At 70.8% G+C, this 24,642-nt stretch carries 21 protein-coding genes; 4 read left to right on the plus strand and 17 right to left on the minus strand.

Translation table 11 applies throughout. The features are described from left to right. Positions 1–7 precede the first annotated feature (7 nt). Positions 8–946, minus strand: coding sequence for an ArsR/SmtB family transcription factor (locus GWK15_RS04020; protein WP_168039278.1), 939 nt, complete (start codon positions 944–946; stop codon positions 8–10). A 40-nt stretch (positions 947–986) separates the two neighbouring features. Here GWK15_RS04020 and GWK15_RS04025 point away from each other — a divergent pair, with 40 nt between their 5' ends. Then, entirely contained in the window at positions 987–1,340 is a 354-nt protein-coding gene (locus GWK15_RS04025) for a hypothetical protein (protein WP_168039280.1), read from the plus strand. A 1-nt stretch (position 1,341) separates the two neighbouring features. Here GWK15_RS04025 and GWK15_RS04030 read toward each other — a convergent pair whose 3' ends face one another. The 6 genes from GWK15_RS04030 to GWK15_RS04055 all read right to left on the minus strand — a co-directional run bounded on the left by GWK15_RS04030 (position 1,342) and on the right by GWK15_RS04055 (position 5,939). Then, entirely contained in the window at positions 1,342–1,656 is a 315-nt protein-coding gene (locus GWK15_RS04030; protein WP_168039283.1) for a hypothetical protein, read from the minus strand. 61 nt (positions 1,657–1,717) lie between these two features. Continuing rightward, positions 1,718–2,239, minus strand: a complete 522-nt coding sequence (locus GWK15_RS04035) for a GNAT family N-acetyltransferase (protein ID WP_168039285.1) — start codon at positions 2,237–2,239, stop codon at positions 1,718–1,720. Positions 2,240–2,241: 2 nt separating this feature from the next. Beyond that, positions 2,242–3,429, minus strand: coding sequence for an amidase (locus GWK15_RS04040; protein WP_168039287.1), 1,188 nt, complete (start codon positions 3,427–3,429; stop codon positions 2,242–2,244). Between the two features lie 81 nt (positions 3,430–3,510). Beyond that, positions 3,511–4,890 carry an esterase-like activity of phytase family protein gene (locus GWK15_RS04045; RefSeq protein ID WP_168039289.1) on the minus strand — a complete coding sequence of 460 codons (1,380 nt, stop codon included), beginning with the start codon at positions 4,888–4,890 and terminating at the stop codon, positions 3,511–3,513. A gap of 94 nt (positions 4,891–4,984) precedes the next feature. Then, positions 4,985–5,140, minus strand: a complete 156-nt coding sequence (locus GWK15_RS04050; RefSeq protein ID WP_168039291.1) for a hypothetical protein — start codon at positions 5,138–5,140, stop codon at positions 4,985–4,987. Between the two features lie 79 nt (positions 5,141–5,219). After that, the gene (locus GWK15_RS04055) at positions 5,220–5,939 is read right to left on the minus strand and encodes a GNAT family N-acetyltransferase (RefSeq protein WP_168039293.1); all 720 of its coding nucleotides are present in this window, start codon (positions 5,937–5,939) and stop codon (positions 5,220–5,222) included. A gap of 93 nt (positions 5,940–6,032) precedes the next feature. Here GWK15_RS04055 and GWK15_RS04060 point away from each other — a divergent pair, with 93 nt between their 5' ends. Together GWK15_RS04060 and GWK15_RS04065 are read left to right on the plus strand one after the other, a co-directional pair. Next, positions 6,033–6,842, plus strand: coding sequence for a ferredoxin--NADP reductase (locus tag GWK15_RS04060; protein ID WP_168039295.1), 810 nt, complete (start codon positions 6,033–6,035; stop codon positions 6,840–6,842). Positions 6,843–7,262: 420 nt separating this feature from the next. Beyond that, positions 7,263–8,903, plus strand: coding sequence for an MFS transporter (locus GWK15_RS04065; RefSeq protein ID WP_168039297.1), 1,641 nt, complete (start codon positions 7,263–7,265; stop codon positions 8,901–8,903). A gap of 62 nt (positions 8,904–8,965) precedes the next feature. Here the strand turns inward: GWK15_RS04065 and GWK15_RS04070 are convergent, their stop codons facing one another. The 4 genes from GWK15_RS04070 to GWK15_RS04085 are packed head-to-tail and all read right to left on the minus strand — an operon-like array spanning position 8,966 to position 13,507. Then, the gene (locus GWK15_RS04070; protein ID WP_168039299.1) at positions 8,966–9,637 is read right to left on the minus strand and encodes a 3'-5' exonuclease; all 672 of its coding nucleotides are present in this window, start codon (positions 9,635–9,637) and stop codon (positions 8,966–8,968) included. A 2-nt stretch (positions 9,638–9,639) separates the two neighbouring features. After that, the gene (locus GWK15_RS04075; protein ID WP_168039301.1) at positions 9,640–11,460 is read right to left on the minus strand and encodes a DUF294 nucleotidyltransferase-like domain-containing protein; all 1,821 of its coding nucleotides are present in this window, start codon (positions 11,458–11,460) and stop codon (positions 9,640–9,642) included. Between the two features lie 44 nt (positions 11,461–11,504). Further along, positions 11,505–13,202 (minus strand): cation acetate symporter, encoded by a 1,698-nt coding sequence (locus GWK15_RS04080; protein WP_168039303.1) that lies wholly within the window; start codon positions 13,200–13,202, stop codon positions 11,505–11,507. Further along, on the minus strand, positions 13,202–13,507 hold the full coding sequence (locus GWK15_RS04085; RefSeq protein ID WP_168039305.1) for a DUF485 domain-containing protein: 306 nt from the start codon (positions 13,505–13,507) through the stop codon (positions 13,202–13,204). The genes GWK15_RS04080 and GWK15_RS04085 overlap by 1 nt, the downstream gene beginning before the upstream one ends. 172 nt (positions 13,508–13,679) lie before the next feature. Here GWK15_RS04085 and GWK15_RS04090 point away from each other — a divergent pair, with 172 nt between their 5' ends. Next, positions 13,680–15,578 (plus strand): AMP-binding protein, encoded by a 1,899-nt coding sequence (locus GWK15_RS04090; protein ID WP_168039307.1) that lies wholly within the window; start codon positions 13,680–13,682, stop codon positions 15,576–15,578. A 3-nt stretch (positions 15,579–15,581) separates the two neighbouring features. Here GWK15_RS04090 and GWK15_RS04095 read toward each other — a convergent pair whose 3' ends face one another. From GWK15_RS04095 to GWK15_RS04120, 6 genes are all read right to left on the minus strand, one after another. Then, complete coding sequence (locus GWK15_RS04095; RefSeq protein ID WP_168039309.1) at positions 15,582–17,642, minus strand: glycosyltransferase family 2 protein; 2,061 nt, start codon at positions 17,640–17,642, stop codon at positions 15,582–15,584. An 8-nt stretch (positions 17,643–17,650) separates the two neighbouring features. After that, entirely contained in the window at positions 17,651–18,634 is a 984-nt protein-coding gene (locus GWK15_RS26515; protein ID WP_168039311.1) for a glycosyltransferase, read from the minus strand. Continuing rightward, on the minus strand, positions 18,631–19,143 hold the full coding sequence (locus tag GWK15_RS04105) for a hypothetical protein (RefSeq protein WP_168039313.1): 513 nt from the start codon (positions 19,141–19,143) through the stop codon (positions 18,631–18,633). The genes GWK15_RS26515 and GWK15_RS04105 overlap by 4 nt, the downstream gene beginning before the upstream one ends. A gap of 173 nt (positions 19,144–19,316) precedes the next feature. Then, a protein-coding gene (gene prfB, locus GWK15_RS04110) for a peptide chain release factor 2 (protein WP_168039315.1) occupies positions 19,317–20,448 on the minus strand; the annotation gives its coding sequence in 2 pieces (ribosomal slippage) (positions 19,317–20,378 and positions 20,380–20,448; 1,131 coding nt in all). Positions 20,449–20,457: 9 nt separating this feature from the next. After that, on the minus strand, positions 20,458–23,058 hold the full coding sequence (locus GWK15_RS04115; protein WP_168039317.1) for a penicillin-binding protein 1A: 2,601 nt from the start codon (positions 23,056–23,058) through the stop codon (positions 20,458–20,460). 70 nt (positions 23,059–23,128) lie between these two features. Continuing rightward, the gene (locus GWK15_RS04120) at positions 23,129–24,262 is read right to left on the minus strand and encodes an N-acetylmuramoyl-L-alanine amidase family protein (RefSeq protein ID WP_168039319.1); all 1,134 of its coding nucleotides are present in this window, start codon (positions 24,260–24,262) and stop codon (positions 23,129–23,131) included. Between the last annotated feature and the right edge of the window lie 380 nt (positions 24,263–24,642).

Here is a 24,642-nt window from a genome sequence, read left to right on the forward strand (position 1 = left end):
TGACCCCTCAGTGGGACAGGACGGTGGCGTGCCGGGTCATGCGTTCCGCGACCCAGAGGCGGACGGGCAAGGCGCCCGGAATGGTCTCGCTGCGCGCGCCGGCGCAGCCAGCGGCACCCAACCACCCGGCGATCTCGGCATCGTCGAAGCCGGGCCAGCGATGGGCATGGGCGCCGAGCAGGTCGGCGCGCTGGTGCGGGGCGAGGTCGACGATCAGCAGTACGCCACCCGGCGTCAGCACACGCCCGGCCTCGGCCAGCGCGGCGGCGGGATCCTCGGCGTAGTGCAGGACCATCTGCAGCGTGACGGCATCGAAGGACGCATCGGCGAGCGGCAGCCGGTACATGTCGGCCTGGCGCACGGCGATGTGCGACAGGCCGCGCTCGGCGAGCCGCGTGCGCGCCAGCGCCAGCATGTCACGCGACGCATCGACGCCGACGCCCTGCGCGATGCGCGGCGCGAGCAATTCCAGCAGCCCGCCGGTGCCGCAGCCGATATCGAGCAGCCGCCCGGCGCGGGCCGGCAGGGCGCCGAGCAGCGCCGCCTCGATCTCCGCCCCCGGCAGGCCGAGGGCGCGCACCTCGTCCCAATCGGCGCCATGGCGGCGGAAGGATTCGGAGGCCGCGCGCGCGCGTTCCGCCGCGAGCCGAGCGGCGGCGCGGCGGTCGGCGGCGAGCAGTGGATCCTCCTCCGGCAGGCGCGCCAGCACGACGCGGGCGAGGTCGGCATCCGCCGGCACCTGGAACCAGGCATTCGCGCCTTCCGGCGTACGCTGCAGCAGCCCGGCTTCGACCAGCAGCTTCAGGTGGCGCGACAGGCGCGGCTGGGACTGGCCGAGGATCGCCACCAGGTCCGACACGCACCAGGCGCCGCGCGCGCAGAGCGCGAGCAGGCGGAGCCGCGTCGGCTCGGCGGCGGCGCGGAGTTGCGTGAGGAGGTCGTCCATGGGCTGGACATAGTCATAAAGATATCCTTATGTCCAGCACATGATTGAGGCCGATCCGCGCATCCCCGTGACGATCCTGCCGGCTGACGGCCTGGCCGCCTGGCTTGCCGCGGGCGGCCCGGCCGCGCTCGTGACGGACGGGCCCGAAGCAGCGACCGGCTTCGCGGCCACGGAACGCTTCGATCCCCGCCCGATGCATCGCTTCGGCTGTGCCTGCTGCGCCGGGCGATCGGCGGCGGCGGTCGCGCTCGACCGGCTGTTCCAGGCGCGGGCGCGCGGCCGAGCGCCTTGGTTCGACCGCGTGGCGGTGATGGCCGGCCCGGCGGCCCAGGCCGACATCGCCACAGCGCTCGGCAGCGACGCCCTGACGCTGGCCCGCTACCGGGCCGCCTGATTCAGCCCTTCCGGGGCACCGCGCCGCGCGACAGGCCGTGATGCTTGCTCGCGCCGGTGCGGTCGAGGTCGAGCGGTCCGGCGATCGCCTGCAGGGCCAGGGTGATCCGCCGCAGCAGCGTCTCCTCCGCGCCCGGCATGCCTTCCTCGACGGCGACGGAGATGTCCGCGGCGTCGTATTCCCAGCGCTGGAGGATCTCGATCTTCTGCTCGCGCGAGAGGGCGCGATGGTCGCGCACCTCCTCCGGCGTCGCGAAGACCGCCGCCGGGTCGAGCAACGCCCGCTCGATATCCGGTCGCGCGTCGGATGCGGTCATGGCTGCACCTCCTGCCGTCCTCGATCGACATGGTGCCCCGCGATCCGCCGCGCAACGCGGCTCAGGGCGGGAGGGTCTTCTCCCCTTCCCCCAGCGCCTTCTGCATCTGCACCACGTCGACCCAGCGGCCGAACTTCATCCCCACGGCCTTCAGCACGCCGGCCTGGCGGAAGCCGAGGGAGAGGTGCAGGCCGATCGAGCCGACATTCTCGGAATCGCCGATCACCGCGACCATCTGGCGGATGCCCTTGGCCTCGGCGCGCCGCAGCAACTCGGCGACCACGGCCTTGCCGACGCCCTGGCCGCGGATGTCGTCACGGACATAGACGGAATTCTCGGCCGTGAAGCGATAGGCCGAGCGCGGCCGGAAGGGCGCGAAATAGCCATAGCCCAGGATCTGTCCGGCCTCGTCCTCGGCAACCAGCCAGGCGAAGCCCTCGGCCTGCACCTTGGCGACGCGCGCGGCGATGTCGGCGTCGGTGGGCGGCTCCTCCTCGAAGGTGCCGGTGCCGTGCTGGACGTGATGGGCGTAGATCGCCGTGATCGCCGGGATGTCGCCCGGCACCGCGTCGCGCACCAGCATCGTCACACCGTGAGCCCGGCGGCGGCGGCCACCCGCTCGGCCAGCGCCAGCAGCGCGCGGTCGCGCCCGGGCGCGGCCACCAGGGAAAGCCCCACCGGGGCGCCGCCCACCCGCGCCGCCGGGATTGTCACTTCCGGCAGGCCACACAGACCCGCAATCGCCGTCACGCCCATCGTCCTCTCACGCACCGCATTCTGTTCCGCCTGGGTCGCCGCCAGCAGCGGCGCGGGCCCAGGCGAGGTCGGATAGACCAGCACCGCCCCGCCGCCGAGCAGCCCGCGCAACCGCGCCTGCAGCACACGGCGGAACGCGCGCCCCGCGGCGGCCTTGCCCGGGTCCATCGCCTTCGCCGCGGCGAAGCGCTCCTTCACGCCAGGGCCGAACTGCGGGTTGGTCGCCTCGATCCAGGGGCCGAGGCTGGTCCAGGCCTCGACCGCCTGGGCGCAGCGGAAATGCTCGTAGACGGCGTCGAGCCCCTCGGGCGCGACCTGGACCGGCAGCGCCGATCCCATCACCGATTCGACGGCGCCCAGCGCCTCGGCCAGCGCGGTCGCCGTCGCCGGTTCCGCATTCACCCAGGCTTCCTGGACCTTGAGCAGCGGCCCGAGCGGCCCCTCCCCGCCAGGCGGCAGCAGCACGTCGCCCGCCAGGCGCAGCACCGCGGCGCGCGACGCGAACCACCCTGCGGTGTCGTAGGCCGGGCCGAGCGGACAGGCGCCGGTCAGGCTGACCGCGCCCCAGGAGGGCCGGATGCCGTAGATGCCGCAATAGGAAGCCGGGATGCGCACCGACCCTCCGGTGTCCGACCCCATCGCGATGTCGCACAGCCGCGCCGCCACCGCCGCCGCCGACCCGCAGGAGGACCCGCCGGGGAAACGATCCGGCGCGGCCGGGTTGATCGGCGTGCCGTGCCAGACGTTCTCGCCGGTCAGGCCATAGGCGAGCTCGACCGTCTTGGTCTTGCCGACGAGCCGCGCCCCGGCCTCGAGCAGCGCGGTCACCACCGCCGCGTCGCCGGTCGCCGGCGGATGCGTGCGCGCCCAGTCAGGATTGCCGTAGCCCGTGACGTCGCCGGCGGTGTCGTAGAGGTCCTTCACCGCGAAGGTGAGGCCCGCGAGCGGCCCTTCGCTCGCGCCCGCGCGCTGCGTCCGTGCGCCTGGCACGAAGGCGCCGACCGTATCCTCGGCCATGGGAGATCGCTCCATCCCGTTCGCGGCCGAAGGTGAAGCAGAGGCGGCGGCCTGACAACCGCCGCCCCCGCGATGCCGGCGTCAGCGCGCGCGGAGCAACTCCGGCACGCGCAGCAGGATCATCTCGTTCGAATCGGCGCGCAGCAGGTGGCGCCCCGCGCTGAACGGGAGGTTGTTGTCGTTGCCGACGATGATGTGGTCGGCGTCTACCATCGCGACGTTCTCGATGGTGAAGAAGGGGAAGGTGAAACGATCGCGCGGCGCGTCCTGCGGCAGGTCGCCGCGGACCCGCGCGACGCCCTGCGGGTCGCGGATCGCCATCAGGTCGATATGGCCGATCTTGCGCACGAAGCCCTCCGCATCGGTCTGCGCCAGGTCGATCAGGTAGATCCGCTTGAAGCGCGCGGGCAGCGGGAAGCAGGGGCGCGCCTCGGTCGATTGCTGGCCCTGGGCGCAGGCGAGGCCCGGATCGCCTTCGCCGTTGTCGCGCTCGATCACCAGGGCACGGGTCGCGTCGATGAAGTTGAAGTCGCCGATCGCGGTCGCGCCGGGCTCGAGCCGGTAGCGCAGGCTGCGCCCGGTCCAGTCCATGCGCGCCACGCTGAATTCGATCAGGCGGAGGAACTGGCCCTCGGCGTCGTTGGAGTTCGGCGCGAACAGCGGCTGTTCGAGCAGGCCCCACAGCGTCTGCCCATCCGGCGTCAGCGCCATGCCCTCGTAGCCGCCCGAGCGGCGCACGCGGAACGGCACGCCCGCCGCCGGGCTCGCCGGCACCTGCAGGGCGGGGTTGTCGGGCGACATCAGCGGCTGGCCGTCGAGGCGCGTCTCGATCACCCGCTGCACCACGCCGTCGGCCGCGACATGGATCAGAAAGGGGCCGAACTCGTCGCCGATCATGAAGGACCCGTCGGGCAGCGGCTGGATGCTCTCGAGGTCGAAATCCGCGCCGGTCAGGTAGCGCGCCTCGGTCCCCTCATGCGCGATGCGGAAGGGGATGCGGCGCAGCGGGTCGCGCAGGAAGGTGGTCTGCAGCAGCGCGACTTGGCCGGACTGCCAGTCGGGGCGGACCCTGTGGAACATCAGCAGCGCGTCGGGGCTGTTGCGCCGGTTGCCGAAACCGTTATCGGTCAGCACCCAGTAGGCGCCGGGCTCGTTCGCCACCGGCTTGATGCCCGAGAAGCCCTGCACGGGCTGGCCGACGAAGGGAAAGGCGATGCCGGTCAGGCGGCTGCCATGCATCGGCCCGGTATCGCCCATGATGGCGCCAGGCCGGTCGATGCGCAGGTTGCCCGGCCCCGCGAACTTGCCCGAGACCATCGCGTCCCGCGGCGCATCGGCCGGCGGCAGCGTCATGGTGAAGGCGGGCAGGATGGCGTGGCCGGCGAGCGTCGCCTCGAAGCGCTGGTCGGCGAAAGCCGGCCCGGCGGCGATCAGGGCGGTGGCGAGAAGGAAACGGCGCATGGGACCCCCGGTCTTGCGGAACGGGGGCGGGCTCTACAGGCCGCCGGTTGCGCGCGCGTGACGCGCGCATGTCGGTTCGGCGACGGCGCTGCCGTCAGGTCAGGTTCAGCAGCGCGGCCTTGGTGGTCAGCGCGGCGAGCATGGCCACCGCCACCGCGGTGCCCACGCCGAAGCGGCGCGCGGCGACGAAGGCAAAGGTGCCCAGGATCAGGGCCCAGCAGGCGACTTCGCCAAGGGAAGGGTCGGGCATCGTTCGCTCTCCCGGACGGAAGATGTCCTGGCCGTCACATAACAGACATCTGTTCCGCACGCGAGGATTTCCGGCAGGTTCAGCCCCGGAAGGCCGACAGGCTCCGCTTCGGCGCCCCGTCCGCCCCCCAGTTGGCGGCGTCCAGCCAGCCGAGGATGGCGTCCCGCCGCGCCGGCCATTCGTCCTCCAGGATCGAGAACCAGGCGGTGTCGCGCCGCCGCCCCTTCACCACCAGCACGTTGCGCAGTGTTCCCTCATAGGTGAAGCCGAGCCGGGCGGCGGCGCGGCGTGAGGGCATGTTCAGCGCGTTGCACTTCCAGGTCAGCCGCCGGTAGCCGAGGTCGTCCATGGCGTGGCGCATTAGCAGGAACATCGCCTCGGTCGCCGCGCGGGTCCGCTGCATGCGCGGGCTGAACCAGATGTTGCCGATCTCGATATGCGCGTGGGCGGCGTGGATCTCCATCAGCGTCAGCCAGCCATCCGCGGTGCCGGTGGCATGCGGGCGGATCGCCCAGGCCATCGGGTCGTGCATTGCCGCGAAGGCGCCGACATGGGCGCGCAGCGCCGCCTCCTCCGCAAAGGGGCCATTGCCGAGATAGGCCCAGGACGCGCCCGTCCGGTCCGACTGCGCCGCCCGCCAGAGCTCCGGCACGTGGCGGACATGCAGCGGCTCGAGGTCCACCGCGGCGCCGCGATGCGGCACGCGGGCGGGCAGCGGGCGCGGCGTCGGGTCGACGCGGGGGCCGAGGGGCGGATCGGTCGCGGGGTCGAAGGGGACCCCTTCGGGCAGGTCGGTCATACGCCCAACTGAGACGAGGGATCGCCGCCACGCAAGGAGCAGCCTCGTTTCCCTGTTGCGCGCGATGCGGCAGCGCAGCACAAGACAGGCGCCATGAACGACGCCCCCGCCGCCTCCGCCCCCGTCATCCCGGCCGCCTATTTCGGCGAGCGCGTGACCTGGGTGCACCATTGGACCGACCGGCTGTTCTCCTTCCGCTGCACGCGCGACACGGCCTTCCGCTTCCGCGCCGGCGAGTTCGCGATGATCGGCCTGATGGTGAACGGCAAGCCGCTGGTGCGCGCCTATTCCGTGGCGAGCCCGACCTGGGACGAGGAACTCGAGTTCCTGTCCATCAAGGTGCAGGACGGGCCGCTGACCTCCCGCCTGCAGCACGTCCAGGTGGGCGACACGGTGCTGATCGGGAAGAAGCCGACCGGCACGCTGGTCACCGACAACCTGCTGCCCGGCCGGACGTTGTGGCTGCTCGCGACCGGCACCGGCCTCGCCCCCTATCTGAGCCTGGCGCGCGAGCCGGACGTCTATGAGCGCTACGAGAAGGTAGTGGTCGCGCACACGGTCCGCCAGGTGGCCGAGCTCGCCCATCGCGAGCTGTTCGAGCGCGACCTGCCGGCGCATGAATTCCTGGGCGAGATGGTGGCCGGCAAGCTGCTCTATTATCCCTCCGTCACGCGCGAACCCTTCCGCACCCAGGGCCGCATCACCGACCTGATCCAGAGCGGTCGCATCTTCGCCGATCTCGGCCTGCCGGCGCTCGACCCGGCGCACGACCGGGTGATGCTCTGCGGGTCGGAGGCGATGAACCGGGACTGCAAGGCGCTGCTGGAAGGCCGCGGCTTCGTCGAGGGGTCGAACAACGCCCCCGGGACCTACGTGGTCGAGAAGGCCTTCGTCACGAAGTAGCCGCGTGGATCCGGCAAGGGCTTGCCGGATCGTTCGGGGGCGCGGCGCGAATCGCGGGCTGGAGCCCGCAAGGCGCTGGTTTTGCACGTGAATTCAGATAACAACTTGGCAATATTTCTCACGATTTCGTGATTTCGATCCCGTTTCCATAACCAGGATGCCTGGACATTCCGGCCTGTCACGATGCCCGGCCATCTCGCGCGGCCGGTCCCGGCATCCCGGATATGAAAACCTGTTGATTTTTTGGATATCCTCGCTCCACTTCCGACACCTAACCTGCCTGAACGGGCTGCGCGGCGTGCGCCGCAGGTCCGGCGGCAAAGCAACAATAGGGGCCGGCCAAGCCGGCCTTTGGGGGGAGAAAATCGCATGAGTTCCGCTTCGACCTCGGGATACGGGGCCGCGCAGGCCACACGGCCAATGACGAAGGAGGAGCGGAAGGTCATCGTCGCTTCTTCCCTCGGCACGGTGTTCGAGTGGTACGACTTCTACCTTTACGGTTCGCTCGCCGCGGTCATCGGCGCGAACTTCTTCTCGCAGTTCCCCGAGACGACGCGGAACATCTTCGCGCTCCTCGCCTTCGCCGCGGGCTTCCTGGTGCGCCCCTTCGGCGCGCTGGTGTTCGGGCGCCTCGGCGACATGGTCGGTCGCAAGTACACCTTCCTCGTCACCATCCTGATCATGGGCTCCTCGACCTTCGTGGTCGGCATCCTGCCCACCTCGGACCAGATCGGCCTCGCGGCCCCGATCATCCTGATCATCCTGCGCCTGCTGCAGGGCCTGGCACTCGGCGGCGAATACGGCGGCGCGGCGACCTACGTCGCGGAGCATGCCCCGCACGGACGGCGCGGCTTCTACACCTCCTTCATCCAGATCACCGCGACGGCGGGCCTGTTCCTCTCGCTGCTCGTGATCCTGTTCACGCAGCAGATCGTGGGCGCCGACAATTTCCGGACCTGGGGCTGGCGCGTGCCGTTCCTGCTGTCCATCGCGCTGCTCGCCATCTCGGTCTGGATCCGACTGCAGATGGAGGAAAGCCCGGCCTTCCAGCGCATGAAGGCGGAAGGCACGCATTCCAAGGCGCCGATCTCCGAGGCCTTCTTCCAGTGGAAGAACGCCAAGATCGCGCTCTTCGCCCTGCTCGGCCTCGTCGCCGGCCAGGCGGTGGTCTGGTACACGGGCCAGTTCTACGCCCTGTTCTTCCTCGGCCAGGTGCTGAAGGTCGATCCCTTCACCACGAACATGCTGATCGCCTGGTCGCTGCTGCTGGGCTCGGGCGGCTTCGTGTTCTTCGGCTGGCTGTCCGACAAGATCGGCCGCAAGCCGATCATCCTCGGCGGCTGCCTCATCGCCGCGCTGACCTACTTCCCGCTGTTCAAGCTGCTGAGCGCGGAAGCGAACCCGGACCTGGCGCGTGCGCATGCCACCATCGAGGTGCATGTGGTCGCCGATCCGGCCTCCTGCTCCTTCCAGTTCAACCCGACGGGGACGGCCCGCTTCACCGAGCCCTGCGACATCGCCAAGGCCGCGCTCGCGCGCGCCTCGGTCAACTATCGCGTCGAGGCGGCGCCGGCCGGCACGGTCGCCGGCGTGCGCATCCAGGGCAACCAGGTCATCCCGGCGAACAGCCCGACCTTCGCGCGTGATCTGACGGCGGCGCTGACCACGGCCGGCTACCCGGCCGCGTCCAACCCGTCGGTCGTGAAGATGAACAATCCGTTCGACATCTTCGGCGAGCAGCAACTGGTGCTGATCGGCATCCTCACGCTGCTCGTTATCTACGTGACGATGGTCTACGGGCCGATCGCGGCGGCGCTGGTGGAACTCTTCCCCACGCGCATCCGCTACACCTCCATGTCGCTGCCCTATCACATCGGCAACGGCTGGTTCGGCGGCCTCCTGCCGGCGACCTCCTTCGCCATGATCGCGCAGACCGGCGACGTCTACTTCGGCCTCTGGTACCCGATCGTTATCGCGCTGATGACGGTGGTGATCGGCCTGATCTTCGTGCCGGAGACCAAGGACCGCGACATCTACGCGGGCGACAGCGCCAAGCCCTGACGCGCCACGCGCCAGGCGGTTTCGGGACGGCGTCCGGGGCAACCCGGGCGCCGTTTCCGTTTTCAGGCGCCGAGCGGCGCCGCCGTCGCGTCCCGCCGGCGTTCCCGTTTGAGCCGCTGGCCGCGTTCCACCAGGTCGGTCAGCTGCAGCCAAGCCATCGCCGCCATCACCGCGTCGTTGACCGCGATGTGCTGCTCGAGTTGCGGGATGCCGAGGTCCTCGAGCATGGAGGCGAAGCGCAGGTCGATCGTCGTGCCCGGCGGCGCCTTGCCGTACTTCCGATCGTAGTAGAGCGAGGAGACCTCGATCCGCCGGTTCGGGAGGTGGACCTGCAGCAGTTCCTTCGCGTAGCGGTCGAGCATCCGCACGTCGAAATCGATGTAGTAGCCGAGCAGCGGGCGCGACCCGATGAAGCGCAGCAGTTCGGGCAGCACGTCCCGCATCGGCCGCGCGGCCTCGAGGTCGCGGGCGCGCAGGCGGTGGACCTTGATGCTGTCGGCGGTCGGCGCGCGGTCCGGCTTCACGAAGGCCTCGAAGCGGCGGCTCGTCTGGATGCGGCCGTCGACCACCGGCACGGCGGCGATTGCAAGGATCTCGTCCGTCGTCGTGTCGAGGCCCGTGGTCTCGCAATCGAGCGAGACCACCTCCCCCGCCGGCGGCGGGTCGAACAGGAAGAGGTAGCCATGGTCGGCCAGGGAGGCCCGCCAGAACAGCCGCTTGACCGCGTCGATCACGGTCAGAAGGCCGCGGTGCGGAAGCGGGTCGCGATCACGTCGCGGAACTGCCGCACCACGCGCAGGCTGTCGCGCAGGATGTCGCGGTCCACCGCCGTCATGCGGCTCGGGCGCAGCAGCGATTCCCCCTCCACCGACCCGCGCCGCACCGCATCGAGCTGCGAGGCCAGGCGGTAGCCCATGAAGACGCGGTGCGCGCTGATGATGTCGCGGCCGAACTCGCCATCGAAGCTGCCGGCGCGGACCAGAGCGGCCATGCGTTCGGCGGTCGAGGTCTCGGTGATGCCCTTCTCCAGCGCCATGGTCCGCACGCCGTGGACGATCGGGAAGATGCCGGCCTTCTTGATGTCGATGGCGTCGTCGGTCACGCCCACGCTCGCCATCAGCGTGCCCAGCACGCCGATCGAGGGTGTGGCGAAGCTCTCGATCAGATGGGCGAAGCGTCCGAGCAGCACCGCCTCGCCGCGCATCATTTCGAACAGCGCGGCCTTGGTCTCGGCGAGCAGCGCGGTCCGTCCGGTCAGTGCCACGCCGTCGAGGAAGATGGCGATGTTCATCGCCGCGTCCGGCGTGCGCTCCATCACCCAGGCGCGCAGCTGGCGGACCATGCCCTCGGCCGGCTGGGACCAGAGCGGGTTGCGCACCATGACGTTGCCCGGACAGGGCGGGAAGCCGAAGCCATCCAGCGCGCCGGAGAAGGCCTCCCGAAAGGTCGCCAGGTCCGCCTCGGGCACCAGGCCCGCGAGCAGCAGACCGTTGTCCTGGTCGGTGCGGACCGTCTGCTCGCCGCGCCCCTCGCTGCCCATGAGGATCAGGCAGCCCTGTTCGCGGATGGATGGCGGCGCGACGAGTTCGAACAACCGCACGAAGAGCCGGCGGTTGAGGTCCGAGGTGATCTCCGCGATCACCTCCACCTTCATGCCCTGGCGGTGCAGGCGCTCGACCTGGTCCTGGATCTCGCGCGCGGCGACGGCGAGTTCCTCGACATCCCGCGCCCGGTCGATACGCCCGGGGATGAGCTGCGAATTGCCCGCGAAGCGACCAAGCAGGTCGATATCCTCGAGGAAGCCGGCGAAGACGCCGCCCGACCGCACCGCCAACCTGCGCTTCCCGTGCCGCGTCATGGACAACAGCGCCTCGAAGAGGAAGTCGTCCTCGTCCACCGCGACGATGTCGAAATGCGTCACCTCGCGGACCGGCGTGTCCAGCGGCAGGCGTTGCAGGACCACGGCCTTGGCGAGGTTCATGCCCGTCACTACGCCGGTGCGTTCCCCGTCGCGGACGAAGGCGGCGTTGGTGTTGCCGTCGCGCATGGCCTGCCCGGCCTGTTCGATGGTGACCGCGCCGTCGATGAACACGGCGCGGCCATGCATCGCGTCGCGCACGCGCGCCCGCAGCACGCTCTCCATGCCGCCCTCGGCCTTGCGCGCCTCGGAGAAGGCTTCGAGCTTGCGGGAGACGTCCGCGTAGAAGAAGGCGGCAAAAGCGGCGTTGCGCGCGATCAGCGCGAGCACCGTCGCGCGTGGGATGAGGAAGCAGAGCGTCTCCTCCGCCGCGACGAAGTCCTCGCCGGCGGCGCCGTGCACCAGGGCGCGACTGTCGAAGGAATCGCGGGGGCCAAGGACGCCCTGCAGCGCCTCCGCGTCACGCGCCTCGACGGCGCCCTTGATCACGACATGCAGGAAGTCGGACGGACGGCCGCGCGCGACGATGGTCTCGCCCGGCCGGAAGTATCCGATGTCGGTCGCGGCGCGGAGTTCCTCGACCTCCTGCTGGGCGAGACGGTCGAAGGGTGGGTTCTGGGCATCGAAGCCGGTCGACATGGCGGCGTGCGGCGCGGCCCCGGGAGGGACCGCGCCGCCCGTTCTCAGTGGATATGCGCCGAGGCGGCGCCGATCCCGGTCTCCGAGCGCACATACTGGGCGTCGAAGCCGGCCTGCTCGGACTTCGCCTGGGCGCTGCTGTCCATCTTCGAGAACAGCCAGATGCCGATGAAGGCGATCGCCATCGAGAAGATGGCCGGGTTGTCGTAGGGGAAGATCTCCTTCGGGAAGCCGAGCGTCTGCACCCAGACCGCCTTGGACAGCACCACCATCACGACGGCGCTGACCAGGCCGAGGAAGCCGCCGATCAGCGAACCACGCGTCGTCGTACCCTTCCAGAACACCGACATGAGCAGGACCGGGAAGTTGCAGGACGCCGCCACCGCGAAGGCCAGGCCCACCATGAAGGCGACGTTCTGGTTCTCGAACACGTAGCCGAGGATGATGGCGACGATGCCGATCACCACGGCGGTGATCTTCGAGATCCGCACCTCCTTCTGCTCGTTGGCCTGGCCGCGCGCGATGACCTCGGCATAGAGGTCATGCGAGACGGCCGAGGCGCCGGCCAGCGTCAGCCCCGCCACCACCGCGAGGATGGTCGCGAAGGCCACCGCCGATATGAAGCCGAGGAAGAGCGACCCGCCCACCGCGTTCGCGAGGTGCACCGCGGCCATGTTGGTGCCGCCCAGCAGCCCGGTGATGCGATTGATCACCCCGCCCGCACCCGCCGTGTAGAAGCTGTCGTCCGTCATCAGGAAGGTGATGGCGCCGAAGCCGATGATGAAGGTCAGGATGTAGAAGTAGGCGATGAAGCCGGTCGCATAGAACACCGACTTCCGCGCCGCCTGCGCGTCCGACACGGTGAAGAAGCGCATCAGGATGTGCGGCAGCCCCGCCGTGCCGAACATCAGCGCGAGGCCGAGCGAGATCGCCGAGACCGGGTCCGAGACCAGTGCGCCGGGCGCCATGATGGCGTCGTGGCGCGGATGGATGCGGACCGCGTCGGCGAACATCGCCTCGGGGCTGAAACCGTAGCGCAGCATCACCATGAAGGCCATGAAGGAGGCGCCGGCGAGCAGCAGGCAGGCCTTGATGATCTGCACCCAGGTCGTCGCCTTCATGCCGCCGAAGGCGACATAGACGATCATCAGGATGCCGACGATCACCACCGCGTAGAGGTATTCGAGGCCGAACAGCAACTGGATCAGCTTCCCCGCGCCGACCATCTGCGCGATCAGGTAGAAGGCCACCACGACCAGCGTGCCGGTCGCGGACAGGATGCGGATCGAGGTCGGCTCCAGCCGGAAGGAGGCGACGTCGGCGAAGGTGAACTTGCCGAGGTTGCGCAGCCGTTCCGCGATCAGGAACAGGATCACCGGCCAACCGACCAGGAAGCCGATCGAATAGATCAGCCCGTCGAAGCCGGAGGCGAAGACCAGGCCCGAAATGCCCAGGAAGGAAGCCGCCGACATGTAGTCGCCGGCGATGGCGAGGCCGTTCTGGAAGCCGGTGATGCCGCCGCCCGCGGCGTAGAAATCCGCCGCCGAGCGCGTCTGCATCGCTGCGCGGTAGGTGATGCCAAGCGTGCCGAGCACGAAGGCGAAGAACATGATGATCGCCGGCCAGTTCAGGGCCTGGCGATCCACCTGCCCTTCCAGCGCGCCGGCGGCCTGGGCGATGCCGATATGCGCCGCGGCGCCGACAGTGGCGGCGAGTGCGGCCACCCAGAGGAAGCGCTTCATCACAGCACCTCCTTCTTCAGGCTTTCGGTCATCTCGTCGAACTCGCCATTCGCGCGGCGGACATAGATGCCCGTCAGCAGGAAGGCCGACACGATCACGACGAGGCCGAGCACGATGCCGAGCGAGGTGACGCCACCGCCGACCTTGGTCGCGAGCAGCGGCTTGGCGAAGGCCACGAGGGCGATGAAGCCGAAATAGATCACCAGCATGATGATCGAGAGCGTCCAGGCGAACCCCGCTCTACGGCGGACGAGTTCCTGGAACTGGGGGCTTCGCAGCACCCTGAGATGCACATCGTCGGTCATGGCCTCGCCTTCCTGTTGGTCGGCGCCTGTCCCGGTCACAGCCGCGCGGGAGCCATAGACGGCGCAAGCGGGCCGAATCTTGATCTGCCGCAAGGTTGCGCGGGCGCGACGGGGCCTTGCATGGCCCCCGCCGGCCGTTGGACCCTGCCGGCAATCCAGGAGGATCCCACGCATGTCCGGCAGCGCCCGCTCCTATGACGACACCTATGCGGCCTGGCGGCGCGATCCGGCCGGCTGGTGGGCCGAGGCGGCGAAGGGCATCACCTGGGACACGCCGCCGGCCGCGGCCTTCGACGGCACGCTCGGCGTCTACGGCCGCTGGTTTCCCGGCGGGCGGCTGAACACCTGCTTCAACGCGGTGGACCGCCATGTCGCGGCAGGGCGCGGCGCGCAGCCCGCCATCATCTGGGACAGCCCGATGACCGGGCGGATCGAAACCACGACCTATGCCGAATTGCAGCAGCGTGTGGCGAAGATCGCCGGCGCGCTTGCCGAGCGCGGCGTCGGCAAGGGTGATCGCGTCGTCATCTACATGCCGATGGTGCCGGAGGCGGCGATGGCGATGCTCGCCTGTGCGCGGCTCGGCGCGGTGCATTCGGTGGTGTTCGGCGGCTTCGCCGCGGCGGAACTCGCCGCGCGCATCGCGGATGCCAAGCCCAAGGCCATCGTCTCGGCCTCCTGCGGGCTCGAGCCCGGACGGGTCGTGAAGTACAAGCCGCTGCTCGACGCCGCGATCGGGCTGTCGCCGCACAAGCCTTCCAGCGTGCTGATCCTGCAGCGCGAGGCCGCGCCCTGCGAACTGACGCCCGGCCGCGACGAGGACCTGCTCGCCGCCGAGGCCGCCGCCGCGCCGCATCCTTGCGTGCCGGTCGAGAGCACCGACCCGCTCTACATCCTCTACACCTCGGGCACGACGGGGGCACCCAAGGGCATCCTGCGCGACAATGGCGGGCACGCCGTCGCGCTGCACAACTCCATGTCCATGGTCTACGGCGTCGGGCCGGGCGACGTGTTCTGGGCGGCGTCCGACGTCGGCTGGGTCGTGGGACATTCCTACATCGTCTACGCCCCGCTGCTGGCCGGCTGCGCGACCGTGCTGTTCGAGGGCAAGCCCGTGGGCACGCCCGATGCCGGCACCTTCTGGCGGGTGTGCGAACAGCATCGCGTGAAGGTGCTCTTCACCGCGCCGACCGCGATCCGCGCCATCAAGAAGGAGGATCCGGACGGGGCCTTCCTGAAGCGCTACGACCTCTCGCGCATGGAGGCGCTCTACCTCGCCGGCGAGCGCTGCGACCCCGACACCATCACCTGGTCCGAGCGCCTGCTCGCCAAGCCCGTGGTCGACCATTGGTGGCAGACCGAGACGGGCTGGACCATCACCGGCAATTTCCGCGGCCTCGGCCTGTTCCCGACGCGCGCGGGATCCGGCGGCAAGCCCGCGCCCGGCTACGACGTGGTCGTGCTGGACGAGGCGCACCAAGAGGTCCCACGCGGGCAGATCGGCAGCCTCGCCGTGCGCCTGCCGCTGCCGCCCTCCTGCCTGCCGACGCTGTTCAACGCGGATGATCGCTTCCGCGAGGCCTATCTCTCGGCCTTCCCCGGCTACTACTCGACCGCCGATGCCGGGATGGTCGACGAGGACGGCTATGTCTGGGTGATGAGCCGCACCGACGACATCATCAACGTCGCCGGCCATCGTCTGTCCACCGGCGCGATGGAGGAGGTGCTGGCCTCCCACCCGGATGTCGCCGAATGCGCCGTGGTCGGCGTACGCGATACGCTGAAGGGCCAGGTGCCGCTCGGCCTCGTGGTGCTCAAGTCCGGCGTCGCGAAGGGCGAGGAGGCGATCTCGAAGGAACTGATCGCCATGGTGCGCGACCAGATCGGACCGGTCGCCGCCTTCAAGGATGCCCGCGTCGTCGCCCGCCTGCCCAAGACGCGATCGGGCAAGATCCTGCGCGCGACGCTGCGCAAGATCGCCGATGGGGACGACTACGTCGTGCCGCCGACCATCGACGACCCGGCGATCCTGGATGAGGTCGGGGACGTGCTGAAGGCGGCGATGCGGTAGCGATCAGACGATCGCGAGATCCTCGATCAGCAGCGCGAGGTCGCGTTCGCCCGCGACCTCCCGCGTCGTTTCGCTGAGCATGAACTCCACCGCGCTGCGGCCGGGCTTCAGCCGCACCGGGATCTCCAGCCGGAAGCGTTCGGTCAGCGCGCCGCTGTCGAGGCGCAGGAACTGCGCGGGATCGTCGTTGACCCGCAGGATCGCGCGCTGGCCGGCGATCGGGCAGCGATAATCCAGGCGCAGCGTCGCGTGTCGCGCGGCGGGCGCTTCCAGCAGCAGGCGGCAGCGGCGCGCGGTGATCCAGCGGAAATGATGCGGCAGGCCGATCTCCGGCGCAGGCCCTTCCAGCGCGCCGACGCCGTCGGACATCTCCCACAGCACCGTCTCGGCATCCTGGCGCTTCAGCAGCGCGGCCTCGATCGGCGCCGGCAGCGGGGCGGCGATGTCGCCGAGCAGCGGGGCCGCGCGTGCCTCCTCCGGAACCTCCAGCGTGACGGCCTCGAGGATGAAGGTCAGGTGGCGCCCGACGCCGTCGGGCTGGGACTGGCGCGAAGGGCGGATCTCGATGTCGCGGTAGCCCGGGGGGCCGTCCAGCGTGACCTCCACCGGCACGGGCACCGAGATGTCGGCGACGGGCAGTGGCGCCTCCCGCGGCGTCACACCCTCGCCGCCGATCGCCAGCCGCTGGCCGCCGAGCGCATTGCGCACCACCAGCCGCAGCCGGCGCCGCCCCGGCTTGGCGCTGAAGACGCGCAGCGTGGTCACCGCGCCGATCGACCAGCGGAAGGGTGCATCGAGCCCAAGCTGCGGATAGGGCCCCTCGGAATGCTCGCTCGCCCCGCCGACGAGCGACCAGCTGCCATCGGCCGGCGGCGCGTTCTCGTCGGCCACCGGCGGCGGCGGGGGCGGCGCGAAGGGCGCCAGCAGCCGCGCGAGCTGATCCGAGGGCATCTCCGCGATGCGGCGGATCAGCACCTCGAGCCCCTCGCGCTGCGGGTCGAACACGCCGCGCAGCGCGGCGAGCGGCCGGCTCGCATCGGCCCAGTCGAAGGTCAGGCGGTTCTCGGCGCGGCCGACGTTCAGGTAGTGCTCGAAGGGATTGCCGCCGGCCGCTCGCGCATCGGCATAGCGCGCGACGTAGAAGGCCGGGTCGAAGAAGGGGTTCGGCGCGAAGCCCTGCTTCCAGCCGACATACATGTAGTGCTCGACCGGATCGACCAGGCGGTCCCGCGGGTGCAGGGCGCGGTACCAATCCTCGAAGAACAGGCCCGAGGCGCGCACCTGCGCCGTCACCTCCGCGACGCGGCGTGGATGCTCGGTCACGCCGGGGCGGAAGTTCTCCTGGAAGAAGCGGGTCGACAGCGCGGGCTTGCCGAAGGTGCAGCCGATCCGCCACCACTCGTGGAAGCACAGCGCCTCCTGGTTCGTCGACATCCCGCCCTGGGTGTAGACGGCGACGACCGTGTTGCCGTGGTGGAAGCGCGCGCCCGCCGCGCGCATCCGGAACATCAGGTCGTGGTCGGCGGCGATGCGGAAGCCGATGTCGTAGGGGTTCTCGAGCAGCAGCGCCGTGCGGGTGAAGGTCGCCTGGTGGCAGGGAATGCCGCTCAGCCAGCGGAAGGAGAAGTCGCTGGCGCGCAGCCGCGACCAGGTGTCCTCGAAATCCGCCGCCTTGTGCAGCACCATCGACCCGTCGAGCAGGCGATACAGGTGATGGCCGATCACGAAATCCGCATCCGGCGGGACGTCGCGCAGCGCGTGCTCGATCGCCTGCGGGTCGGCGAACCAGTCGCCCGCATTCATGAAGATGATCCACTCGCCCGAGGCGAGTGCGGCCGCCTTGTTCATCGCGTCGTAGGGGCCGCGGTCCTTGCCGCTCTCCCAGCGCGTCACGCCCGAAGCGGGGTCGCGCAGGATGGCGATGGTGCCGTCGGTCGATCCACCATCGACGACGACGACCTCCTTCTCCTGCCATGTCTGCCGCGCGATGGACCGCAGCGTGCCGGGCAGTTCCGCGGCAGCGTTCAGCGTGACGATTGCAACCGTCACCAGCGGCCGGCGCATCGCCTGCATCATGCGATCATCGCGAGCGACGACTCGCGCAGCAGCGCCGTGTCGGCGCCGCGCGGCGCGTCGATGTAGTCGAGCAGCCTGCCGCGACGATCGCGTTCCCAACGCTCGAAGCCGGCCTCGATGCCCTGCCGGGCGCGACGCCCGATCTCGGCCATGCGGGAGAGATCGAGCGGCGCGGGTTCCCGCGGCGCGAAGAGCAGCCCGTTCACGCCATGGGTGATGTATTCGTTCATCGTCGGATTGTCGGCGGCGATGACGCATTGCCCGCGCGCCATGGCCTCGAGGAAGGACATCCCGATCCCTTCGTGCAGGCGCGGCGCCACATAGCCGGCGAAGCTGCGCGTCAGCGCGTCGAGCTCGGCGCGGTCCTCGAACCAGGTCGAGGTGGTGATGCGGTAGCGCACGATCTCCTCGGCCGGCGGCGGTTCCGGCGTGCCGTAGGTCGGGTCGAGGTGCATGTGCAGGTGCACGCGGCCCGCGAAGCCCGGCGGCAGCAGCCGGCGCACCTCGGGCCAGCCGAGGTCGCGGCGCCGCTGCCAGAAGAACAGCGATTCCGGCTCGGGGTCCATGACGGGCACCTGGCTCGCAGGATCGGGCATGTATTCGAAGCAGGCGCTCTCGAGCCCGCGGCGCAGCATCTGCAGGTGCAGCGTGCGGCTGAAGCAGACGATGCGCATGTGCCCGGCGATGCGGCGCCAGAAATCGTCCTTCGCCATGCGCGCGGAATCGAGCATCGGGTAGAAGGTCACCGGCACCGAGGGGCCCGCCGCGGCGACTGCGGCGGCGAGGCTTTCCATCTGCCAGATGTGGATGTGGTCGTAGCCGCGCGCGACGATCCCCGGTACGTCGAGCGCGATGCCCCCCGCCCAGCTGTCGTCGAAGAAGCAGTCCATCGCGCCATAGGCCTCGCGCAGGATGTCCTGCATGAAGCCCGAGGACGCCGTGCGCTGGTGGTAGGAATGGCCGAGGAAGGCGATGGTCACGCGCCCTCCTCCGCTGCCGGCGCCAGCAGGCCCTGCTGCTGCGCATGGCGCATCGTGAAGTAAAGCGCCGCGTGGATCTCCGCCGCCGCGGCTATGCGCGCAGGTTCGCGGTCGGGCGCGGCGCGCATGGCCTCGCGCGCCGCCTGCAGCAGGGCGGCGGCCGCGCCCGGCGCCTCGGGCAGGCTGAGGGCTGGCTGCGCGGCGATGGCGGCAATCGCGCGGGACGCCGCGCCGGCGGCGACCTGGCCGGCCTTCGCCGCGAGGCGGTCGGCGAAGCCGCGCTCGAGCGGCACCGAGGCCTCGGTCAGCGGCGGCGTCATCACGAGGCCCGGATTCTCGGCGGTGCGAAGCGCGATCAGAATGCCGTCCGCCATGCGGATGGCGCGCAGCGTGACGGGTGGCGAGACCTCGGACACGACGGCGCGCAGCGCCGCGAAGCCGTCCCCCCGTGCCATGAGCGAGAGCGCGACACCGCGTGGCGGCGTCGCCTCGACCGTCTCGTCCGCCACTTTGCCCCCGCTCCAGACGACGGCCTTCCAGGCCGGTTCAAGCGCGGGAAAAATCCATCCGCGCCGGAACGGTGTCAACGGCGCCCGACAGGTGATTCGCGCCGGAAAGCGCGGTTTCGCATGACATTCACGACATGCGGCGCGCCGTGGGTCGCGCCGTCGCGCGGGCGGCGTCAGCGCGCCGCGGCGCTCGCCTCGGACCGCGTCGCGCCCACGCGCTGCGCGAGGGCGGCGGCCATGAACTCATCCAGGTCGCCGTCCAGCACCGCGTCGGGATTGCCCTTCTCCACGCTGGTGCGCAGGTCCTTCACCATCTGGTAGGGCTGCAGCACGTAGGATCGGATCTGGTGGCCCCAGCCGATGTCGGTCTTGCCGGCCTCGACCGCGTCGCTGATCGCCTCGCGCTTGCGCAGTTCCAGCTCGTAGAGGCGGGCCTTCAGCATCTCCATCGCGATGGCGCGGTTGCGATGCTGGCTGCGGTCCTGGGTCGAGGCGACCACGATCCCGGTCGGGATATGGGTGAAGCGGACGCCCGATTCCGTCTTGTTGACGTGCTGGCCGCCGGCACCGGAGGCGCGGAAGGTGTCGGTCTTGAGGTCCGCCGGGTTGATCTCGACCTCGATCTTGTCATCGATCACCGGGAACACATAGACGGAGGCGAAGGATGTCTGTCGCCGCGCCGCCGCGTCGAAGGGGCTGATACGCACCAGCCGGTGCACGCCCGTCTCCGTCTTCAGCCAGCCATAGGCGTTGGCGCCGTTCACCTGGATGGTGGCGGACTTCACGCCGGCCTGCTCGCCGTCGGACCGTTCGGTCACGGTCACCTTGTAGCCGCGCTTCTCGGCCCAGCGGACATACATGCGCAGCAGCATCTCGGCCCAGTCCTGGGCCTCGGTGCCCCCGGCGCCGGCATTCACTTCCAGATAGGCGTCGTTGGCGTCGGCCTCGCCCGAGAGCAGGCTCTCGATCTCGAGCCGCTTCGCCTCCGCCGCGAGGCCCTCGAGGTCGGCGAGCGCGGCCTTGATCGTGTCCTCGTCACCCTCGGCCTCGGCGAGCTCAATGAGGCCGAGCGCGTCCTCGACGTCGCGCTCGAGCTTCCGCACGCCATCGACCTGGCCGGCCAGCCGCCCGCGTTCGCGCATCACGCGGCCGGCTTCCGCGGCATCGTTCCAAAGGGAGGGGTCCTCGGACCGAGCGTTCAGCTCTTCGAGGCGGCGGACGGCGGCATCCCAGTCAAAGATGCCTCCTCAGCAGGGACACCGAGGCGGTGATCTGCTCGTTCAGGGATTCGGCTTCGGCGCGCATGGCGGGCGCTCAATAGAGCCCGCCCAGGTTGCTGTCGAGGCCGGTCGCCGAGGCGCCGCCACCTTCCTCCCCGTCGCGCATCCGGCGCGCCGAGTTCTCGGTGCCCGGGCGGAAGGCCTCGAGGATCGAGCCGTTGCCGACGTTGAGCCGCACCAGCGCCACGCCCGGCGGGGCGCGGAAAGGCACCGGCGGGCTGTCGCGCAGCGCCGCGGCTACCACCTCGCGGAAGATCGGTGCGGCGTTGCCGCCACCCGTTTCCCCGTTGCCGAGGCTGCGCGGCTCGTCGAAGCCGATCCACACGGCGACGACGATGTCCGGGGTGAAGCCCACGAACCAGTTGTCCTTGTAGTCGTCCGTGGTGCCGGTCTTGCCGGCGACGGGACGGCCAAGCCGGTCGCCGATCGCGGGCTGGCCGGTGCCGCGGGCCACCACGCCCTGCAGCAAGGAGACCATCTGGTAGGCCGCGATCGGGTCGGTCACCTGGCGGCGCTGCGGGTCGACAAGTTCGGGCGGCTGGCCGTCCGGCCCGCCCGAGCAACCCGCGCAGGTGCGCCGGTCGGCGCGCCAGACGACGCGGCCTCGCCGGTCCTGGACGGAATCGATCAGCGTCGGCGTGACCTCGACGCCGCCATTGACGAAGGCGGCATAGCCCGCGGCCATGCGCATCACCGTCGTCTCCCCGGCGCCGAGCGACATGGCGAGGTAGCGCGGCATGTTCGGGATGACGCCGAAGCGCGCCGCCGAATCCGCCACAGCATCCATCCCCACCTGCTGGGCGAGGCGCACGGTGACGAGGTTGAGGCTTCGCTCCATCGCCTGGCGCATCGTCACCCAGCCATAGGAGCGGCCGGCGGTGTAGTTCTGCGGCCGCCACAGCCGTCCGCCGGACATCACCTCGATCGGCTCGTCCAGCAGTTCGGTGTTGGGCGGCATGCCCTGCTCGAGCGCCGTGATGTAGACGAAGGGCTTGAAGGACGACCCCGGCTGGCGCATCGCCTGCGTCGCCCGGTTGAACCAGGACCGCTCGAAGGACCAGCCGCCGGCCATCGCCATGACGCGCCCGGTCTGCGGGTCGAGGGCGACGACCGCGCCCTCCGCCTGAGGCATCTGGCGCAGTTCCAGTCGCTCCGGCCGCGCCGGGCGGTTCTGCGCGGCGAGCTGGGTCGGCATCGGTTCGACGAAGACCACGTCGCCGACATTCACCACCTGGTTCATGCGCGAGGGCTGGCCGCCGACGATGCGCCCGTCGCGCGCCGTGCGCGCCCAGGCGAGGTCCTGCAGGTACATCAGCCCGGTGCGGGGCTGCGGCGCGCCGCGGGCCTCGCCGCGCTCGATCCAGCCGAGCCGCGCCTCGGTGTTGCGCACCTCGAGCACCACGGCGAGGCGCCATTCCGGCAGCCCGCCAGGCGGGCGCTGATAGGCCTCGAGGGCGGGCATCCATTCGGTCGGGCCGGCCGCGATCTGCCCGAAGGCGCCGCGCCAGCCGCCGCGCCGGCGGTCATAGGAAACGAGCCCGTCGCGCAGCGCCCGCTCGGTAGCGGCCTGAAGCGCCGGATCAAGGCTGGTGCGGACGACGAGGCCGCCCATCGTCGTCTGCTCCGCGCCATAGCGCTGGACCAGCTCGCGCCGGACTTCCTCGGTGAAGTGCTGGCCGACGGCGATGATGTCCGGGCGGCGGGAGGGACGCGGAACGATCGGCTCCGCCTTGGCGTAGCGCGCCTCCTCCCGCGTGATGTAGCCGTCCTCGGCCATGCGATCGAGCACCCAGTCGCGCCGGGCGCGGGCCGCCTCGGGGAAGCGGACCGGGTTGTAGTTGTTCGGCGCCTTGGGCAGGGCGGCGAGGAAGGCCGCCTCCGCCGTCGTCAGCTCGTCCAGGCCCTTGTTGAAATAGGCCTGCGCGGCGGCGGCCACGCCATAGGCGGATTGCCCGAGGAAGATCTCGTTGAGGTAGAGCTCGAGGATGCGGTCCTTCGAGAGCGCCTGCTCGATGCGCACCGCGAGGATCGCCTCGCGCACCTTGCGCATCATGCTGCGCTCGTTGCCGACCAGCATGTTCTTGGCGACCTGCTGGGTGATGGTCGAGGCCCCGCCCATCCGCCGGCCCGAACCGTAGTTCTCGATCGCTGTCAGCACCGACCGCCCGATCCCGAGCGGATCGACGCCGGCATGGTCCCAGAAGCGCTGGTCCTCGGCCGAGACGAAGGCCTGCTGGACGCGCTGGGGAATGGCCTCGATCGGCACGAAGACGCGGCGCTCGGTCGCGAGCTCGGCGGTCAGGCGGCTGTCGGCCGCGTAGATGCGGCTCATCTGCGGCGGCTCGTAGTCGGCCAGCCAGCGGTAGTCGGGCAGGTCCTCGGCGACCTGGCGGTAGAGCCCGTAGCCGGCGACCGCCGCGACCAGCCCGCCCGCGAGCAGCACGATGAAGGCCAGCTTGAACAGCCCGAAGCCACGCCGGCGCCGCTTCTTGCGCTCCGGCGCCTCGCGGCGCGGGCGGTCGGGCGGCAGGCCGTCCTCGGCCGCCGGTGCTGGGCGCGCAGGCTCCGCCTTGCCCTTCCGCCGCTGGCGGCTGGGATCGAGGGGGGCTTCGGCGCGAAGGTCGTTCGGGCTCATCGGGTTCCTGATACACCGGCCTGCGTCGGGCCGCGACATGGCGCGCGATCACGCGACCGCGCGCGGCGGCTCATCCCGGCCGGACCGTTGCGGGCGCGGCCTCGATCCACCCCTGCACGGCCCGCGTCAGGGCGGTGGCGAGGCGCGCGCGATGGTCGGGTCGCTGCAGCGCGGCCTCGTCCCTCGGGTCCGACAGGAAGCCGAGTTCCACCAGGGCCGAGGGGATCTCGGGCGACTTCAGCACGACGAAGGCGGCTTCCCGGTGGGTGTTGGGCAGCAGCGCCACCTCCTCCCCCAGTTCCCGCACAGCGAGCCGCGCGAGGCGGGAGGAGCCGACCCGCGTCTCCTGCCGCATCAGGCTGATCAGGATCCGCTGCACTTCCGGGCTGACCGAGGGCAGGCGCAGGCCGCCGGCGAGGTCGGCCTGGTTCTCCCGCCGGGCCAGCGCCTCGCTCATGGCGTCCGAGGCGGTGTCGGAGAGCGTGTAGACCGAGGCGCCGCGCGCCCCGGGCGCGGAATCCGCATGGATCGAGAGGAACAGCGCCGCATCCCGCCGCCGCGCGATGTCGACCCGTTCGGCCAGCGGCACGAAGACGTCCCGCGTGCGGGTCAGCAGCACGCGGCAGCTGCGGGTCGCCTCGAGCCGCCGCTTCACCTCGAGCGCGGTGGCGAGGACGATGCGCTTCTCGTGCACGCCGGACGCCCCGATGGCGCCGGGATCGCGCCCGCCATGGCCGGGGTCGAGCACCACGAGCGGCAGCGGCCCCTGGCCGCGCGCGGTGCCGGCGGCCAGGTCGCGGCCCGCCCGCACCGCGGCGGCGAAGTCCGCCGGCGTGGCGGGCTGGATGGTCAGCACGATGCGCCCCGGCTGGACCGGCGCGACGCGGCCGATGGCCGGCCCGGCGAGATCCAGCACCAGCGCGTCCTCGGCGGCGACGAAACGGGCGGCGCGCACCGGCCCGGCGCCGCGCAGCCGCGCCCCGGCGCGCCAATTGGCGTTCGGCAGGTGCAGCACGAGGCGCGGCGGATCGGCCTCCGCGCGCAAGCTCCAGCGCTGCTCGCCCTCGACGGCGAGGGTCAGGCGCGCGCTCCGGCCAGCCTGTGTGAGGCCGCCTTCGGTGATGTTCCCAGCGCGTACGGGCCCCGCCCCCGCCGCGGCAAGCAGGCCGAGCCCGAGCAACGGGCGGCGGCCAAGGCCGGTCATGGCACTTATCCCTGCAAGCGCCCCGGTCCCCTTCCGGGACGCGGCGCGATTCTACATTCCTTATCAGGGCATTGCCACGAAGAGTTTGAAGTAGCACCTGAACGACGCCCGGCATTCTTCCGGCCTTGTGACAGCCCCGCCACATGACTATGGTGCAGCGCCCCGGCGGATGCCGCTGCGGGCGGAGTCCCGGGCGGGTTCGCCCGGCGCGTGACCCCAGGGCCGAAGGCAGGGGCGGCGTCGTGGCGATCCATCGGGTGCCCGGCCTGGAGCCGGGGCGATCTTTTCGGTCGCCCAAGTGTTCCGTGGCTTCGCCGGGTGCCCCCCCTGCCGCCTCCGCCGGCGCGGAACCCGGTGCGCGCTACGCCCGATCCGCCCCT

Source organism: Neoroseomonas oryzicola (assembly GCF_012163135.1).
Lineage (GTDB): Bacteria > Pseudomonadota > Alphaproteobacteria > Acetobacterales > Acetobacteraceae > Neoroseomonas > Neoroseomonas oryzicola.

What these genes read in the sequence shown, in the direction of transcription:
- GWK15_RS04020 (WP_168039278.1), bottom strand. Translation starts at nt 946, where the DNA reads ATGGACGACCTCCTCACGCAACTCCGCGCCGCCGCCGAGCCGACGCGG.
- GWK15_RS04025 (WP_168039280.1), top strand. Translation starts at nt 987, where the DNA reads ATGATTGAGGCCGATCCGCGCATCCCCGTGACGATCCTGCCGGCTGAC.
- GWK15_RS04030 (WP_168039283.1), bottom strand. Translation starts at nt 1,656, where the DNA reads ATGACCGCATCCGACGCGCGACCGGATATCGAGCGGGCGTTGCTCGAC.
- GWK15_RS04035 (WP_168039285.1), bottom strand. Translation starts at nt 2,239, where the DNA reads ATGCTGGTGCGCGACGCGGTGCCGGGCGACATCCCGGCGATCACGGCG.
- GWK15_RS04040 (WP_168039287.1), bottom strand. Translation starts at nt 3,429, where the DNA reads ATGGCCGAGGATACGGTCGGCGCCTTCGTGCCAGGCGCACGGACGCAG.
- GWK15_RS04045 (WP_168039289.1), bottom strand. Translation starts at nt 4,890, where the DNA reads ATGCGCCGTTTCCTTCTCGCCACCGCCCTGATCGCCGCCGGGCCGGCT.
- GWK15_RS04050 (WP_168039291.1), bottom strand. Translation starts at nt 5,140, where the DNA reads ATGCCCGACCCTTCCCTTGGCGAAGTCGCCTGCTGGGCCCTGATCCTG.
- GWK15_RS04055 (WP_168039293.1), bottom strand. Translation starts at nt 5,939, where the DNA reads ATGACCGACCTGCCCGAAGGGGTCCCCTTCGACCCCGCGACCGATCCG.
- GWK15_RS04060 (WP_168039295.1), top strand. Translation starts at nt 6,033, where the DNA reads ATGAACGACGCCCCCGCCGCCTCCGCCCCCGTCATCCCGGCCGCCTAT.
- GWK15_RS04065 (WP_168039297.1), top strand. Translation starts at nt 7,263, where the DNA reads ATGACGAAGGAGGAGCGGAAGGTCATCGTCGCTTCTTCCCTCGGCACG.
- GWK15_RS04075 (WP_168039301.1), bottom strand. Translation starts at nt 11,460, where the DNA reads ATGTCGACCGGCTTCGATGCCCAGAACCCACCCTTCGACCGTCTCGCC.
- GWK15_RS04080 (WP_168039303.1), bottom strand. Translation starts at nt 13,202, where the DNA reads ATGAAGCGCTTCCTCTGGGTGGCCGCACTCGCCGCCACTGTCGGCGCC.
- GWK15_RS04085 (WP_168039305.1), bottom strand. Translation starts at nt 13,507, where the DNA reads ATGACCGACGATGTGCATCTCAGGGTGCTGCGAAGCCCCCAGTTCCAG.
- GWK15_RS04090 (WP_168039307.1), top strand. Translation starts at nt 13,680, where the DNA reads ATGTCCGGCAGCGCCCGCTCCTATGACGACACCTATGCGGCCTGGCGG.
- GWK15_RS04095 (WP_168039309.1), bottom strand. Translation starts at nt 17,642, where the DNA reads ATGCGCCGGCCGCTGGTGACGGTTGCAATCGTCACGCTGAACGCTGCC.
- GWK15_RS04115 (WP_168039317.1), bottom strand. Translation starts at nt 23,058, where the DNA reads ATGAGCCCGAACGACCTTCGCGCCGAAGCCCCCCTCGATCCCAGCCGC.
- GWK15_RS04120 (WP_168039319.1), bottom strand. Translation starts at nt 24,262, where the DNA reads ATGACCGGCCTTGGCCGCCGCCCGTTGCTCGGGCTCGGCCTGCTTGCC.